Here is a 13188-nt window from a genome sequence, read left to right as displayed (position 1 = left end):
CGCGGCCCGGAACACCAGACGGCCCCCCTCGGAAGTCCGAGGGGGGCCGTTCGGCGTTCAGGGGGACGCGGTCACTTCATCTCGGCGTAGATGACGCCGACGCCGAGGGCGTTGACGACGGTCGCTCCGTTCAAGGCGGCGAAGAAGGTGTGGTCCTTGGCATCGGCGTGGAGTTCCGCCTTCATGCCCAGCAGAGCCGCCTCCTTGGGGAGGAGCTCCATGACGTCCGGGGGGAGCTTATCGAGGATGTTCTCACCGGCGGAAAGGTCGACCACGTACTTGTAGAGCTTCGTCTTGGGGTCGCGGGACTTCTTGACGCCCGGAACGTTCTTGATGTTGCGCGTCAGGGTCCGCGGGTCCGCCTCGTACTTCAGCTGGTCGATCTCCTCGGGGGTCAGCGGCTCCTTGTCGACCGTGCCGTCGGGGTGCCGGGTGGCCTTGACGCGGTTCTTGATGACCACCTTGGTGACGCCGGTCGGCTTCCACTTCTGGCCCTTGAGGACGTACTCGGTGGTGGTGGCGGTCATGGTGAAGCGCGGCTTCATCGTGAACAGGGCCTCCTCCTGGGTGCTGGTGGCGCCGGAGGAGTCGATGCGGGCAATGCCGACATATCGCTTGAAGGAGGTCAGTTCAGCGGGGAGGGGCTTGTTCGCGGGCGGCTGGGAGCTCGGCGGTGCGGCGGGGTCGGCGCCGCTGGGGATCGGCGGCAGCGCGATCGGCTGCTGGGTCTGGGTCGGCATGGGGGCCGGCTTGGGCGCGCCGGGGTAGTTCTCCGTGACCGGGGTGACGGAGGACTCCGACGGTCGTCCCGCGTCGAATCCGCCGCCCACCTTGACCAGGGCCAGCGCGGCGGTCGGGATGAGGGCCACGGCGATGATCGTGGTCAGTGCGATCGCCTGATCGGTACGACGGTTCACGGGGGGTGTCCTCCTGAATGGGTCAGGAAAGATTCAATACCAAATGACCCATGGGTAACAACGTACGACGCAGCACGGTGCCCGAGATCAACCCGCTCCGAGGGGGTGCCGGAACAGTACTGAATTGATGTACCTCGTCCCTGGAAACAGTACCCGGCTGGGAAATGACCGGGTGAGCTGAGCGGCATGCGACCGCTGATGCGATGCCAGATCGAAATCTTCCAGTGGCCGCCATCGGCCGTCCGCGAGGACCCGCCCCCGGTACCCCCAGCCGGAGAGGAGGCCCACGACCGGATCCAGCGGCTGATGCCGGGTCTCCAGCTCCAGCAGGAGCACCGGCAGATCCCGCCGGATCGTGTGTTCCGCCCCGCGCAGCGCCGGCAGCTCGTGGCCCTCGATGTCGAGCTTGACGAACCGCACGTCCTCCAACCCCAGCCCGTCGATCGTGATCCGGGGCACGGAGGCGGAGGTTCCCCCGGTCGCCTCCGACGGCTCTCTCAGCGAGGAGATGCCGACGAGGGCTCCCGCGGCCGGGGACCACAGGGTCGCCCGCCCCTCCCGGTCGGAGGCGGCGGCGGCCACGACCCGGGCCCCGGGGAAGGTGCGCTCCAGCAGCCCGGCCAGCCCCGGATCGGCCTCGACCGTCACCACCCGGTCGGCCCGGCGCAGCAGCCGCTCCGTCCAGGGGCCGAACCAGCCCCCGACGTCCACGGCGGTGCCGCCGCGGGGCACGAACTCCGCCAGCCGTCCCAGCTCCGGCTCCAGCCGGGGGTACACCCGCCGGATCAGGGAGCCGAGGAGGGGCTTGGGCAGCGTTTCGGCGACCGCCCGGGACAGACGTTGGCTCATGGGGCGAACGTACCGTGCGCCTCGCGCGGCCCGTCCGCGGATGCGGACGGCGTCAGCAGCAGCGCCGCCGCCGCCACGAGCAGGCAGGCGGGGATCCATTCGGTGAGCAGCGGATAGACGGCGGGAAGGCCGGGGAGGTAGAGGAACCCGGCGGCGACGGTGGAGCAGGCGGCCAGAGCCGTCAGCACCGGCGGGGAGGCGGAGGGAAGCCTGCGGGCCAGCGGGACGGCGACGAGGCCCGCGAGCAGGCCCACCCAGCCCGCCGCCCAGAGGCCGAAGACCGGGACGGCCCAGAGGAGCAGGGCTCCGCGAGGCCGGGACTCCCGCGGCGCGGGACCGGTTCCCGGGCGGAGGGCCAGCGCCGCGATGCCGAGCACCAGCAGCAGCCCGGCCGCCAGGGACCAGCGGTAGACCCGGTCCGGCTCGTAGACCAGCCGCACCGGGCCCGAGGCGTCGGCGGGAAGCTCCCAGGCCTGCTTCCAGCCGTCCAGCTTCACCGCGGTGAGGGGCTTCCCGCCGAGGAAGGCCTTCCAGCCCTCGTTGAAGTTCTCCGCGACGACCAGATACGACGCCCGGTCGGTGCGGACGGAGACCTCCCGCTCGGCGGCCTCCCAACGGCGGAGGACCGCGCCCCCTCCGGCGGGGGCCGCGGCGGTTCCGGCGGTCTGCGCGGCGCCCGGCAGCAGCGCGGCGGTGGCGACGAGGAAACCGGAGCCGTGCAGGCTCAGCGTCTGGCGGCCGGAGTCCAAGGAGACCGGAGCGCAGGACTCGTAGCGGACGGGCCGCCCGGCCAGTAGGTCCTCCCGGGAGGCGTCGACGAGCCGGGTTTCGACCGCGGTGGAACCGAGCCGGAAGACGGGACCGGAACCGCACCGCCGGGGAACCGTGCCCGAGGAGTCCAACGCGGGCACCTCGGGGATCTCCAGCTCCGCGACCTGCACGGCCTGGGAGCCGGTGAACTCCACGGAGAGGGTCCGCGTCCGCATCGGGGCGAAACCGAGCACGCCCTTCTTGTCGATGACCCCCTCGCGGACCTGGCCGCGGTCCCCGGTCAGGGTGACCCGGATCGGCCCCCGCTTGGCGGGGAAGCGGAAGACCAGCCGGGAGAGCGTGTGCGGGGCGTCCAACTCGCGGGTGAGGACGGGGCTCTCCGCGTCCAGGGAGCTGATCCAGACGGTGGACCTGTCGCCGTCGAAGGCGGACCGGGCCATGACCGCCGGATGCTCCACCATGACGGAGGAGGACGACGCCGTCTCCGCTCCGGTGAGGGAGGAGACGCGTTCGAGGTCGGTGAGGATCGCGGTCCCCGCCAGCCGCACCGCGCCGCCCGGGGAGGAGAAGGTGCGCTCGAAAGCGCGGCCCTCCTCCGGATCGCTCCCCAGGTAGGGCGAGCACACCCAGGAGCGGGAGCCGCGCATGCAGGCGGGGGAGTAGCCGTCGAGCCCGGTGAAGACCTGCGAGGCGGCGCTCCAGGGGACCGCGAGGGAGCGGCGCGGCTCGATCCCGGGGATCTCCAGCTCCTCGATCGCCACCCGGTTGCCCAGGGTGTCCTTCGCGGAGGTCCGGGTGATCTCGAGGCGGAGCCAGGAGGTGGCGCCTTCGGGGACGCGGAGCCGCTGGGGCTCGGCGGTGGCGCGGACGGGCTGGACGAGCCGGCCGGCGGCGGTCTCCACCGCGACCTGCCGCACCACGGGGCCGAGCAGCCTCCCCCGGGCGAAGGAGACCGTGATCTCCCGGGGCCGCCGCGCCTCGGTGAACTCGACCTTCAGCCACTCGCCGACCGGAGGACGCCAGCCCGAGGAGGTCCACCGGGTGCCGGGGTCGCCGTCGAGCGCGGCGAAGGGATGGCTGGAGAGGGAGTCGGGGGAGGAGACCGCGGTGATCTGGGCGGAGCTGGAGGAGGCTGTCACCGCCTTGATCCCCGACAGCTCCGCGACCGTCCGGTAGCCCTCCCAGCCCGGTTCGGTGAAGTCCTTGGTCACGGCGCTCCCCGAGTACGGCTCGTCGGCCGTCAGCGTGGGGGAGGAGCCGCCGCGCAGGTCCGAGAAGGCGACCTCCCGCTTGCGCAGGGTGTCGGTGGCGACGTCGGGCTCGCCCTCGTTGAACAGTACGGGGCGGCTGTCGTCCAGCAGCCCCTGGTCGGCCAGCGCGATCAGCGCCTCGGGACCGCCGCCGACGCGCAGAGGCTCCCCGACGGCGACCGTGGCCACGGGGACGGCGCTGGAGACCCGGTAGATCTCCACGGGCGGATACTCCTGGTCCACGGAGCCGATGGCGTCGCTGTACTCCATGCCGACGGGCTCGCCGAACTCGGCGGCCTTCTCCAGCTCCGGCATGGCCGCGAGCGCGTCGTGCAGCCGGGCGGGCCAGGCGCCGTCCAGCACCCCGCGGTCGACGTCGTTGCGGATCAGCACGTACTCCACGCCCATGCGGGACAGCAGGGTCGCCAGCCCGGACGAGCCCTGGCCGGTCGCGAACCTCCGGTCGATCGCCTCCATCAGCCGGGCCATGCCCACCGAGCCGCCCGGCGTCACCATCCGGCCGGTCCAGCGGTCCTCCAGCAGCGACTGGAGGGGGTCGTCCATCATCTGCCCGTACAGGTACTGGCCGAACGGCTGTCCTGGCAGCGCCAGCACCGCGCCGTCCCGTTCGGTGAGCCGTCCGTTCAGCCAGTCCGCGGCGTCCAGCAGATAGCGGGGGACGCCGCGGGGGGCGCCCGGGGAGCCCAGACCCGGGCTGAGGGCCGGTGTCACGGACAGGGCCACCAGCACCGCGGCCGCCACCCGGGCCGCGCCCCGGCGGTGCAGGGCCTCGCGTACGCCGCGGGTGCTCTCGGCCCACCGGCGGGGGAGGAACCGGGCTCCTCGGAGGCGGGGCAGGGCGCGACGGGAGCCGGCGGGCAGCAGTGCCAGGCCGAGTGCCAGGGGGAGGCGGATCAGCGCGTCGAACTTGTGCAGGTTGCGGAAGGACGCCAGCGGGCCGTCGAGCAGCTCCCGGAAGTGATCGGCCAGAAAGGCGCCCGGATGGCCGGTGACGATGATCGCCAGCCCCAGCAGCAGGGAGGAGGCCAGGAACGGCCGATGGAGGGAGCGGCGAAGGCCCAGCAGCCCCAGTCCGGCGACCAGCAGGGTCACCGCGGTCAGCCAGGAGGAGGTGGCCAGGGTGTTCCCGGCCGGCCACCAGGGGCTGAAGCCGGTGGGCAGATGGGCGGTCCACTGGGAGAGGCCGCGCAGCGCGTTGGTCAGCGAGGTGACCGACGTGGTGGTGGCCGCGGTCTCGGTGTAGGGGAGGAAGTCGAAGATGTAGCGGCCCATCAGATAGGTGGGGGCCAGCCACCAGAAGCACGCCGCGGCGGTCAGCGGAAGCCACCGGAGCAGCAGTTCGCGGCGGTGCCACAGCAGGTACAGCAGGGGCACGACGAGGACCGCCAGCACGGCCGTGGCGTTGATGCCGCCGCAGGCCGCGACCGCCAGCGCCGACAGGGCCGCGGCCCGGCGCGGGGAGCGCACCGTGACCAGCGGCAGCAGGATCCAGGGCAGCATCGCGGTGGGCCAGAACTCCGAGGAGTTGGTGCCCAGCAGCACCTGGGCGCGGGGGGCCAGCGCGTAGGCGAACCCCGCGAGCAGCCGGGTGGAGCCAGAGCCCAGGCGCAGCGCCTCGGCGAGCCGGACCACGCCGAGGAAGGCCGTGCACAGCACCACCCCCAGCCACAGCCGCTGCACGATCCAGGGCGGGAGGTGCAGCAGGTCGCCGAGCAGGTAGAACGGGCCCATCGGGAAGAAGTAGCCGTAGGCCTGGTTCTGTACCTGGCCCAGTGATCCGGACGGGTCCCACATGTGGGCGGCGCGGGCGAGGAACCCCGAGGGGTTCAGCGCCATGTCCAGCTTGGTGTCGGGCAGGACGCGTCCGGGCCGGACGGCGAAGGCCAGAGTCTGCAGCACCAGCAGGGAGACGGCGAGCCGGACCCTGTCCTGCGGGGGTCGGGCGGAGCCGGGACTGCACGAAGCAGAGGGCTCAGAAGGCATCTAGCTCGTCCTGGATGAGGCGGTGCATGCGCTCGCCGCTGGCCTCCCAGGTGAAGCCGCCCGCCCAGGCGGTGCAGGCGGCCCGGATCTGGGGGCCGCGGTCGGCGAGTTCTTTCAGGGCCCGGCGGACGGTGTCGGCCAGGTCTTCTCCGGGCGGGGCCAGCCAGCCGGTCTCCCCGTCCCGGATGGCGTCTCGCAGCCCGTTCACGTCGTAGGCCACGGTGGGCACGCCCAGGGCGGCGGCCTCGATCCCCGACAGGCCCCAGCCCTCGTAGCGGGAGGCCGAGATGTGCAGGTCGGCTCCGGCCAGCAGCCGGTTCTTGGCGTCCTCGGGGAGGAAGCCGTGCAGGGTGACATGGCGTTCCAGGCGCAGTTCGCGGATCTGGGCGGCCAGCGCGTCGTGCTGTTCGCCCCTGCCGACGATGTGCAGGCGCACGTCCGGCAGGTCCTGCCGCAGCCGGTCGGTCATGGAGACCAGCAGGTCGAGGCGCTTGTGGGCGACGAGCCGTCCCACGCAGACGATGGACGGGTCGCCGTCGGAGACCGTCTCGGCGGGGGCGCCGGGCGGGGGGGCTCCGTTGGGCACGATGTAGAGGGGTCCGCGCCAGCCGAGCTGGTCGCGCAGGGCCTGGGCGGTGGAGGGGGAGACCGCCACGGTCTGCCGGTCGCGGTACAGGCGGCGGGCGACCGGGCCTTCCAGGAACCGGCCGAATGCGGCCATGAGCGGGCCGAAGTAGACGAAGAACTGCTCGGAGTGCACATGGTGCACCAGCAGGATGATCTTGGTGCGTCGGGAGAGGGCCAGCGGGGAGAAGAACGGGATGCCGTTCATGCAGTCGATCGCCACGTCGAAGGAGTTCCGGTGGCGCAGCAGCCAGGACAGCACCAGCGGATAACGGGAGTAGACCCCGCCCATGCGGACGATCTCGATGCCCGAACGCCACTCCCGCCGGGCCTGCCCGGCCTCCCTGCTGGTGACGAAGGTGACCTGCGCTCCCCGGCGGCTCAGCTGCTCGCTGATCTGCCAGGCGTACAGCTCCGCGCCCCCCGCCGTGCGCTGCCAGGGGTCGCGCCAGTTGACCATCGCGACCCGCAGGGGCTTCCCGCCCTCGTCTCGCAGGGGTACGACCTCCCCTACCGTCCCCGTTGACTGTGCCACATCGCCGCGCGGTCAGCGCGTCCCGTAGTCGTAGAGGGGTTTGACGCTGGGGGCGGGCTTGGAGGTGGAGGCGTTGACGATGGCCGCGGACGACGCGGTGGCGAGCAGCACTCCAGTGATGATCGCGAACAGGATGCGCATCGTCGGCCTTTCTCAGCGGTGCACCATCGGGGAAGGACCCAGAGTAGAGCTATTTCTACCAAATTAACCAGAGTGCCCCAGGCGATAGACGATCAAAGTGGGGCCTTCTATGACACGTTCGGCACCGTGCAGCCGCGAGGTCCAGGCCTGTTCTGAGTGATCCCGACTGATCACCACATAGCGAAAACCTGACGCGGCCAGCTTCGGGGCCAGCTCGCCCCCGGCGCGCAGCAGCGCGTCGGTGTCCGCCGCCCAGGGGTCCTCCTGCGCGAGGGAACGGCCGCCGACCCGGAGGCCGTCGTCCCACACCACCCGGCGGGCCGCCAGCCGGGGCCAGGGGTCGAGCACGGCCCGCCCCCCGTTCCACTCCGGCCGCCGGTAGGCGCCCCACGGCAGCGACAGCAGATCGCCCCCCACCGGATCGGCGTTGATCAGGCGCTGCGCGGCCCGCCACTCCGCGGGGTAGTCCACCGCCTGCAGCCGAGCGGAGATCCCCCAGGCCAGGGTGGGCAGCAGCAGCACGGGCACGGCGGCGACCCAGGTCAAGCCCCAGCCGTCGCGGCGCCGTCGCAGCTCCTCGCGCGGCCGGGACGGGGAAGGGTCTTCCCGGGGAGCGGGACGGGCCGCCAGCAGGGAGAGGCCGAGGGCGACGGCCAGGGCCAGCGGGGCGAGATAGAGCTGTCCGTCGCGCAGCGCCCCGAAGCCGGGCCAGAACTCGACCAGGGAGCGCAGCAGCGCCCGGCCGGGGGCGGTGGCGCCCAGGCAGGCCAGGGCCAGCCCCGCCGTGCCGGAGTAGAGGGCGGCGCGGGCCGCGGGCGAGCGGTGCAGGGCCAGGGCGGCCAGCGCCGCCAGGCACAGGAGCAGGCGCAGGAAGGCGGGCAGCGGGGCCGTATAGCCGGGGGGAACGGTCTCGGCGTTCCAGATGCCGCCCAGGGAGAGCAGACTGCCCAGGGTGCCGAAGGGGGTGTCGGCACGGGCGGCGAAGAGGTCCACGCCGCCGGGGTCGGTGCGCGTGTCCGAGGCGTTGAGCAGGGCGGGGACCAGCCAGGGGAGGGCCATCGCAGGGAAGACCAGCAGGACGCGCAGGGCGCCCCGTCCCCGGACGGCGGCCAGCCCGCCGGCCAGGACGAGGGCGGTGACGTTCATGGCGGCGAAGCCGCCGACGGCCGCGGGCAGCAGGGAGGCGGCCAGCACGGAGGCGCGGCGCCGCCGCAGCACGGCGTCGAGCACCCAGGGCAGCCCGGCGTAGCCGAGCAGCAGGGCCCAGTGCCCCAGCAGCAGGCGTTCGGCGAGGTAGGGGTTCCACAGGTAGACGACGACGGCCGCGAGCTTGGCGGGCAGGCCTCCGGGGACCAGCCGGCCCACGCCCCAGGCGGCCAGCACGAAGACCGACAGCAGGATGAGCTGCTGGGAGTGCGGCAGGAAGGAGAGGGCCGCGGCGAACGCGTCGCTGGGCACCTGGCGGGGGAAGCCCCCGGTGCGGCCGAACATGGCCGCGGTCGCCGGAGGGTCGGGGACGAACACCATGTCGTAGCTCAGCACGAAGCCCGGGCGCAGGGCCGGGCCCAGGATCAGCAGGCCGAGGCCGAGCCCGGTGAGCGGGGGAAGGAGCCGGCGCGCCGTCAGGACGACTCTCCGTGTCTGGGGTCGGTGTGCGTGGGCCCGAGACTACGGCCTGGTATCAGGTTCTCGGACAAAAGATCCTAGAAACCGTGCTCCGGTATGGTTACGCGCTAGTACGGGCAGAGGCCGTAAATCCGGCCTGGAACTGGTGTTCTCCGGAGGTACGGAAATCATGAAGCGCGGCGGCTTCCTGCTCGTGATGCTGGGGGCGTTCTTCCTCACGATGGCGCCCCTCACCCGCTTCTACATCGCCGACCGGGTGATCGCCGCCCCGCTGGACTTCGGTGAGAACCTCACCCTGGCCGCCGAGGAGGCGTCCTACTACGACGTCATCCGCAACAAGGTGCGCTCCGGAGTGGAGCTGAAGGCGAGCCTGAACCTCGGCGGGGACATCAAGTCCAGCGACGACGACCTGATGGTCGCGAACGGCATCCTGGAGCTGTACTCGGGGAAGTCGCTGATCTCCCTCAACGAGTTCCGGATGGCGTTCGACCGCCGCACGGGCCTGCTGAAGAACGCCAAGGGCTCGGGCGTCGACCGGAACACCGAGATCACTCAGACCGGATACTGGATGATGCTGCCGATCGGCAACGTCCAGAAGGAGACCTACCAGCTCTTCGACCTCATCACCGGCCGGACGTGGCCCGCGCGCTTCACCGGCGTCGAGGAGGTCGCCGGGATCAGCGCCTACCGGTTCGAGCAGCACGTCGAGCCCACCCTGGTCGCCCACTCCAAGAACAAGGTGGCCCCGAGCGTGGTGGGACTGCCCGACAAGGCCAAGCCGGGGAAGATCGACCGGTACTACGAGTCCACCAACACCCTGTGGGTCGACCCGCGCACCGGGATGCCGATCAAGCTGCGGCAGAACGTGAACTCCACCCTGCGCACGGCCGACGGCCACGAGGGGGTCTTCGTGGAGGCCGATCTGGTGCTGGACGACAAGGGCGTCCAGGCGCTGGCGAAGGCGTCGGCGGGGTACGCCGACACCATCTCCATGCTCCGCACCACTCTGCCGGGCGTCTCGCTGGCCGTGGGCCTGGTGCTGCTGGCCGTCGGCGGGGTGCTCAGCCTGCTGGCCGGCGGGCGCCGCCGCCGGGGCCCGAAGCACGGCCGCGAAGTAGAACAGGTTCCGGCTGGTTCCAACCCTTACCTGGCCGGGAACGCGCAATCAAAGTAGAACCTGTTGCAGTTTCGCACCCTCGCGGCTTACAGTGCGGGGGTGCGGACACGTGTAACCGAGATGTTCGGTATCGAGTACCCGATCTTCGCTTTCAGTCACTGCCGCGACGTCGTCGTGGCGGTGAGCCGCGCAGGCGGCATGGGCGTCCTGGGTGCGCTGTACTTCACGCCGGAAGAGCTCGAGCTCGAGCTCAAGTGGATCGACGAGCACATCGGCGGCAAGCCGTACGGTGTGGACGTCGTGATGCCGGCCAAGTACGAGGGCGCGGACCTGGGCGACGCCGAGGAACTCCTGGGCAAGCTCCAGGCGATGATCCCCCAGCAGCACAAGGACTTCCTTGAGAACCTGCTGGCCGAGCACGGCGTCGAGCCGTCCACCGAGAGCGCCGACAGGGTGCTGCTCGGCTGGACGGACCAGACGGCCAGGCCGCAGGTGGAGGTGGCGCTGAAGCACCCGATCGCGCTGCTGGCCAACGCGCTCGGCCCGCCGCCCGCGGACGTGGTCGAGCTGGCGCACCAGCACGGTGTGAAGGTCGCGGGCCTGGCCTCCAGCGCCCACCACGCCCTCAAGCAGGAGGCCGTGGGCGTCGACATCATCGTCGCGCAGGGCACCGAGGCCGGCGGCCACACCGGTGAGGTCTCCACGATGGTCCTCATCCCGGACGTGGTCGACGCGGTCGGCGAGGACACCATCGTCCTGGCCGCCGGCGGCATCGGCCGGGGCCGCCAGGTCGCCGCGGGCATGGCACTGGGCGCAGAGGGCGCCTGGACGGGCAGCATCTGGCTGACCGTCGAGGAGGCCGACACCCCCGAGAACGCCGTGCCCAAGCTGCTGGCCGCCACCAGCCGCGACACGGTGCGCTCCCGCGCCTGGACGGGCAAGCCCGCCCGCTTCCTCAAGACCGCGTGGACGGACGCCTGGGAGGCCGAGAACTCCCCCGGCTACCTGCCGATGCCCATGCAGTTCATGCTGATCTCCGACGCCCTCAAGCGCATCGGCCGCTCGGGCGACGGCGAGCTGGTGACCTTCCCGGTCGGCCAGATCGTCGGCTCCATGAACCAGGTCAAGCCGGCCGCCCAGGTCGTCTACGACCTCATGGAGGAGTACATCGAGGCCATCGAACGCCTCAACAAGATCACTAACGAGGACTGAGGCCGCCTTCAGTTCCTGACCGGACGCCCTCGACCCCCGCGGTCGGGGGCGTCCGGTCTGTTCGGGGAAGAGCGGGAGCGCGTTCGTGTCGGCGCACGGGCGGGCCGCCGTCGAAAGAGATGGTTTCAGGAGATTTCCATTCCTTTTCTTTCGGACCGGATCCGATCCTGCATGAATAGGGAAGCCCGTCCTGATTTCAATGGGTATTGATCTATGAACAGGCCCGGCGATATGCTCCCGAAAGCTGAAAGCCGTATGGCATTCGGATTCCTTTCGAAAGGAAATGACTCGTGAAAGTCAGGGCTTCTTTTCTGTCGGCCGCCCTCGGGATCGCCGCCGTTTCCGCGGTCCTGACGGCCTCCCCGGCCCAGGCCTGGGCCTGCAACAACGGGACCGCCGTCACCAACAACTCGTCGTACGCGGGGCAGTTCACGTACAAGTACCAGAACTACAACCTGAGGTCGGGGCCCTCCACCTCCTGCAGCACGGTGGACACCGTGCCGGCTGGGACCCAGGTCTACGGCTGGTGCGGACTGCAGATCAACGGAGTCTGGTGGGGCTATATCCGCATCGCGGGAACCCAGACCAAGGGATGGACCTCGCAGGCCAACCTGACCTATCAGGCTGAAGGGCAGTGGGGTTTCTGCCCCTGAGGCGAGGTTTTTTGCTCGACGGGCCGGGTGCCTGAATCTTTTTCGGCCCGGGCGGTTGCTTTTCGTTCCTGAATATTCCGCTACCTCGGATAATGCATCGGATGGCGGTGTTTCCTTCACCGCCATCCGATGAGAAGGATTCCGCAGAAGGTTCCCGCCGGTCCTGTGCCGGCGGGAACCGGTACCCTGGGCCCGCTCGGCGGCCGGACAGGGGTTCCAGGGCCGGAGCGGCGCTGCGGAGGTGGAGATGGCGGCTCTGTTCGCCCGGCGGGAGCGGCCGGACGGGCCCGGCCACCTGGCCGCTCTGGACGGGTTGCGGGCGGCGGCGATCCTGCTCGTGGTCTGCACGCACGTGGGGGCGGCCACCGGGGCCAACTGGTGGGGGGGAATCCCTTGGCGGATGATCGGCAACGGCACCGTGGGGGTGCCGATCTTCTTCGTGCTGTCGGGGTTCCTGCTGTACCGGCCGTTCGCGCGGGCCGCGTTGGGGGACACGGACCTTCCGGCGGTGCGGGGGTATCTGCGACGGCGGGCGCTGCGCGTCCTTCCCGCGTACTGGCTCATGCTGCCGTTCGGGCTGCTGGTGGCGGAGAACGCGAGGGCCGGGCAGCCGTTCACCTGGCTGCAGCTGGTCACCCTCACCCATATCTACGATCCCGACCGGTGGTGGGAGGGGGAGAGCCTCTCCTCGATCTGGAGCCTGGCGGTCGAGGCCTTCTTCTACCTGCTGCTGCCGCTTCTGGCGTGGGCGATGCACCGGTGGGGCCGGGGATCGGCGCGGCGGCTGCTGGCCATGGCGCTCGGGCTGGCCGCGGTCTCGCTGGCCCAGGCGATGATCGTGCGGTACGCGTTCGATCTGAAGGTCGTCTTCTACCTCGAGCCGCTGCCGCCCCGGACCCTCGGCTACTTCGGGCTGGGGATGGCGCTGGCCGTCATGGCCGAACGGCCGGGGCGGTGGGCCGCGCGGATCGGGGCCGCGCCGGGCGTCGGGTGGGTGATCGCGCTGTGCCTGCTGGCGCTGGTCGCCACTCCGCTGGGCACGCCCCTGTCAGGCCCGCAGAGCGCGCACCAGTATCTGGTCGCGGGTCTGCTCTTCCCCGCCATCGCGGTGGCGGCGGTCGCGCCCGCGGCCTTGGCCCCGGGACATCCGTTCACCCGGGCGGTGCTGGGCAACCGGGTGGCGGCGGGATTCGGCCGGATCTCCTACGGGGTGTTCCTGTGGCACACCCCGATCCTGATGGCCTGGTACCGGTGGACCGGCCGGCCCATGTTCCTCGGAGACTTCTGGCTGGTCCTCGGCGTGGTCCTGCCGCTCTCCCTGCTCGTCGCCGTGCTCAGCCACGACCTGGTGGAGCAGCCCCTGCAGCGGTTCGCCCGCCGTGCCCCCCGCCTGCGGGCGACGGCGGACGGCGGAGAAGGCGGCGCCCGCAGGGTCTCCGTCCCGCCGGGCGGGACGGAGACCCGCGAGGGCGTCGGCGCGTGATGAGGT

At 71.4% G+C, this 13188-nt stretch carries 10 protein-coding genes; 4 read left to right on the top strand and 6 right to left on the bottom strand.

The features are described 5' to 3' along the window. Positions 1–71: 71 nt before the first annotated feature. From ABGB12_RS24770 to ABGB12_RS24745, 6 genes are all read right to left on the bottom strand, one after another. A complete protein-coding gene (locus tag ABGB12_RS24770) occupies positions 72–917 on the bottom strand; it encodes a hypothetical protein (RefSeq protein WP_347681834.1) in 846 nt (281 codons plus the stop codon). An 87-nt stretch (positions 918–1004) separates the two neighbouring features. After that, positions 1005–1766, bottom strand: a complete 762-nt coding sequence (locus ABGB12_RS24765) for an FkbM family methyltransferase (RefSeq protein ID WP_347681833.1) — start codon at positions 1764–1766, stop codon at positions 1005–1007. Beyond that, the gene (locus ABGB12_RS24760) at positions 1763–5791 is read right to left on the bottom strand and encodes an alpha-(1->3)-arabinofuranosyltransferase family protein (protein WP_347681832.1); all 4029 of its coding nucleotides are present in this window, start codon (positions 5789–5791) and stop codon (positions 1763–1765) included. The genes ABGB12_RS24765 and ABGB12_RS24760 overlap by 4 nt, the downstream gene beginning before the upstream one ends. Further along, positions 5781–6950: a glycosyltransferase family 4 protein gene (locus ABGB12_RS24755; RefSeq protein ID WP_347681831.1), complete on the bottom strand. Its 1170-nt coding sequence runs from the start codon at positions 6948–6950 to the stop codon at positions 5781–5783. Before ABGB12_RS24755 ends, ABGB12_RS24760 begins: the two co-directional genes overlap by 11 nt. Positions 6951–6962: 12 nt before the next feature. After that, positions 6963–7091, bottom strand: a complete 129-nt coding sequence (locus ABGB12_RS24750) for a hypothetical protein (RefSeq protein WP_347681830.1) — start codon at positions 7089–7091, stop codon at positions 6963–6965. Positions 7092–7154: 63 nt separating this feature from the next. Beyond that, positions 7155–8633, bottom strand: a complete 1479-nt coding sequence (locus ABGB12_RS24745; RefSeq protein WP_347681829.1) for a hypothetical protein — start codon at positions 8631–8633, stop codon at positions 7155–7157. A gap of 253 nt (positions 8634–8886) precedes the next feature. On the opposite strand from ABGB12_RS24745, the gene ABGB12_RS24740 reads away from it, so the two are divergent. From ABGB12_RS24740 to ABGB12_RS24725, 4 genes are all read left to right on the top strand, one after another. Further along, the gene (locus ABGB12_RS24740) at positions 8887–9891 is read left to right on the top strand and encodes a DUF3068 domain-containing protein (RefSeq protein WP_347681828.1); all 1005 of its coding nucleotides are present in this window, start codon (positions 8887–8889) and stop codon (positions 9889–9891) included. Positions 9892–9933: 42 nt separating this feature from the next. Then, a complete protein-coding gene (locus ABGB12_RS24735) occupies positions 9934–11046 on the top strand; it encodes a nitronate monooxygenase family protein (protein WP_347681827.1) in 1113 nt (370 codons plus the stop codon). 290 nt (positions 11047–11336) lie between these two features. Next, the gene (locus ABGB12_RS24730; protein ID WP_347681826.1) at positions 11337–11699 is read left to right on the top strand and encodes a hypothetical protein; all 363 of its coding nucleotides are present in this window, start codon (positions 11337–11339) and stop codon (positions 11697–11699) included. 247 nt (positions 11700–11946) lie between these two features. After that, complete coding sequence (locus ABGB12_RS24725) at positions 11947–13182, top strand: acyltransferase (RefSeq protein ID WP_347681825.1); 1236 nt, start codon at positions 11947–11949, stop codon at positions 13180–13182. The last annotated feature ends 6 nt before the right edge of the window (positions 13183–13188 follow it).

This window comes from Actinocorallia sp. B10E7, assembly GCF_039871655.1.
Taxonomy (GTDB): Bacteria; Actinomycetota; Actinomycetes; order Streptosporangiales; family Streptosporangiaceae; genus Actinocorallia.
Note: the sequence above shows the minus strand (reverse complement) of the source record. Positions and strands in the feature narration are given on the sequence as shown.

Coding starts and splice junctions, on each gene's coding strand:
- ABGB12_RS24765 (WP_347681833.1), bottom strand. CDS start 1,766: ATGAGCCAACGTCTGTCCCGGGCGGTCGCCGAAACGCTGCCCAAGCCC.
- ABGB12_RS24760 (WP_347681832.1), bottom strand. CDS start 5,791: ATGCCTTCTGAGCCCTCTGCTTCGTGCAGTCCCGGCTCCGCCCGACCC.
- ABGB12_RS24750 (WP_347681830.1), bottom strand. CDS start 7,091: ATGCGCATCCTGTTCGCGATCATCACTGGAGTGCTGCTCGCCACCGCG.
- ABGB12_RS24740 (WP_347681828.1), top strand. CDS start 8,887: ATGAAGCGCGGCGGCTTCCTGCTCGTGATGCTGGGGGCGTTCTTCCTC.
- ABGB12_RS24725 (WP_347681825.1), top strand. CDS start 11,947: ATGGCGGCTCTGTTCGCCCGGCGGGAGCGGCCGGACGGGCCCGGCCAC.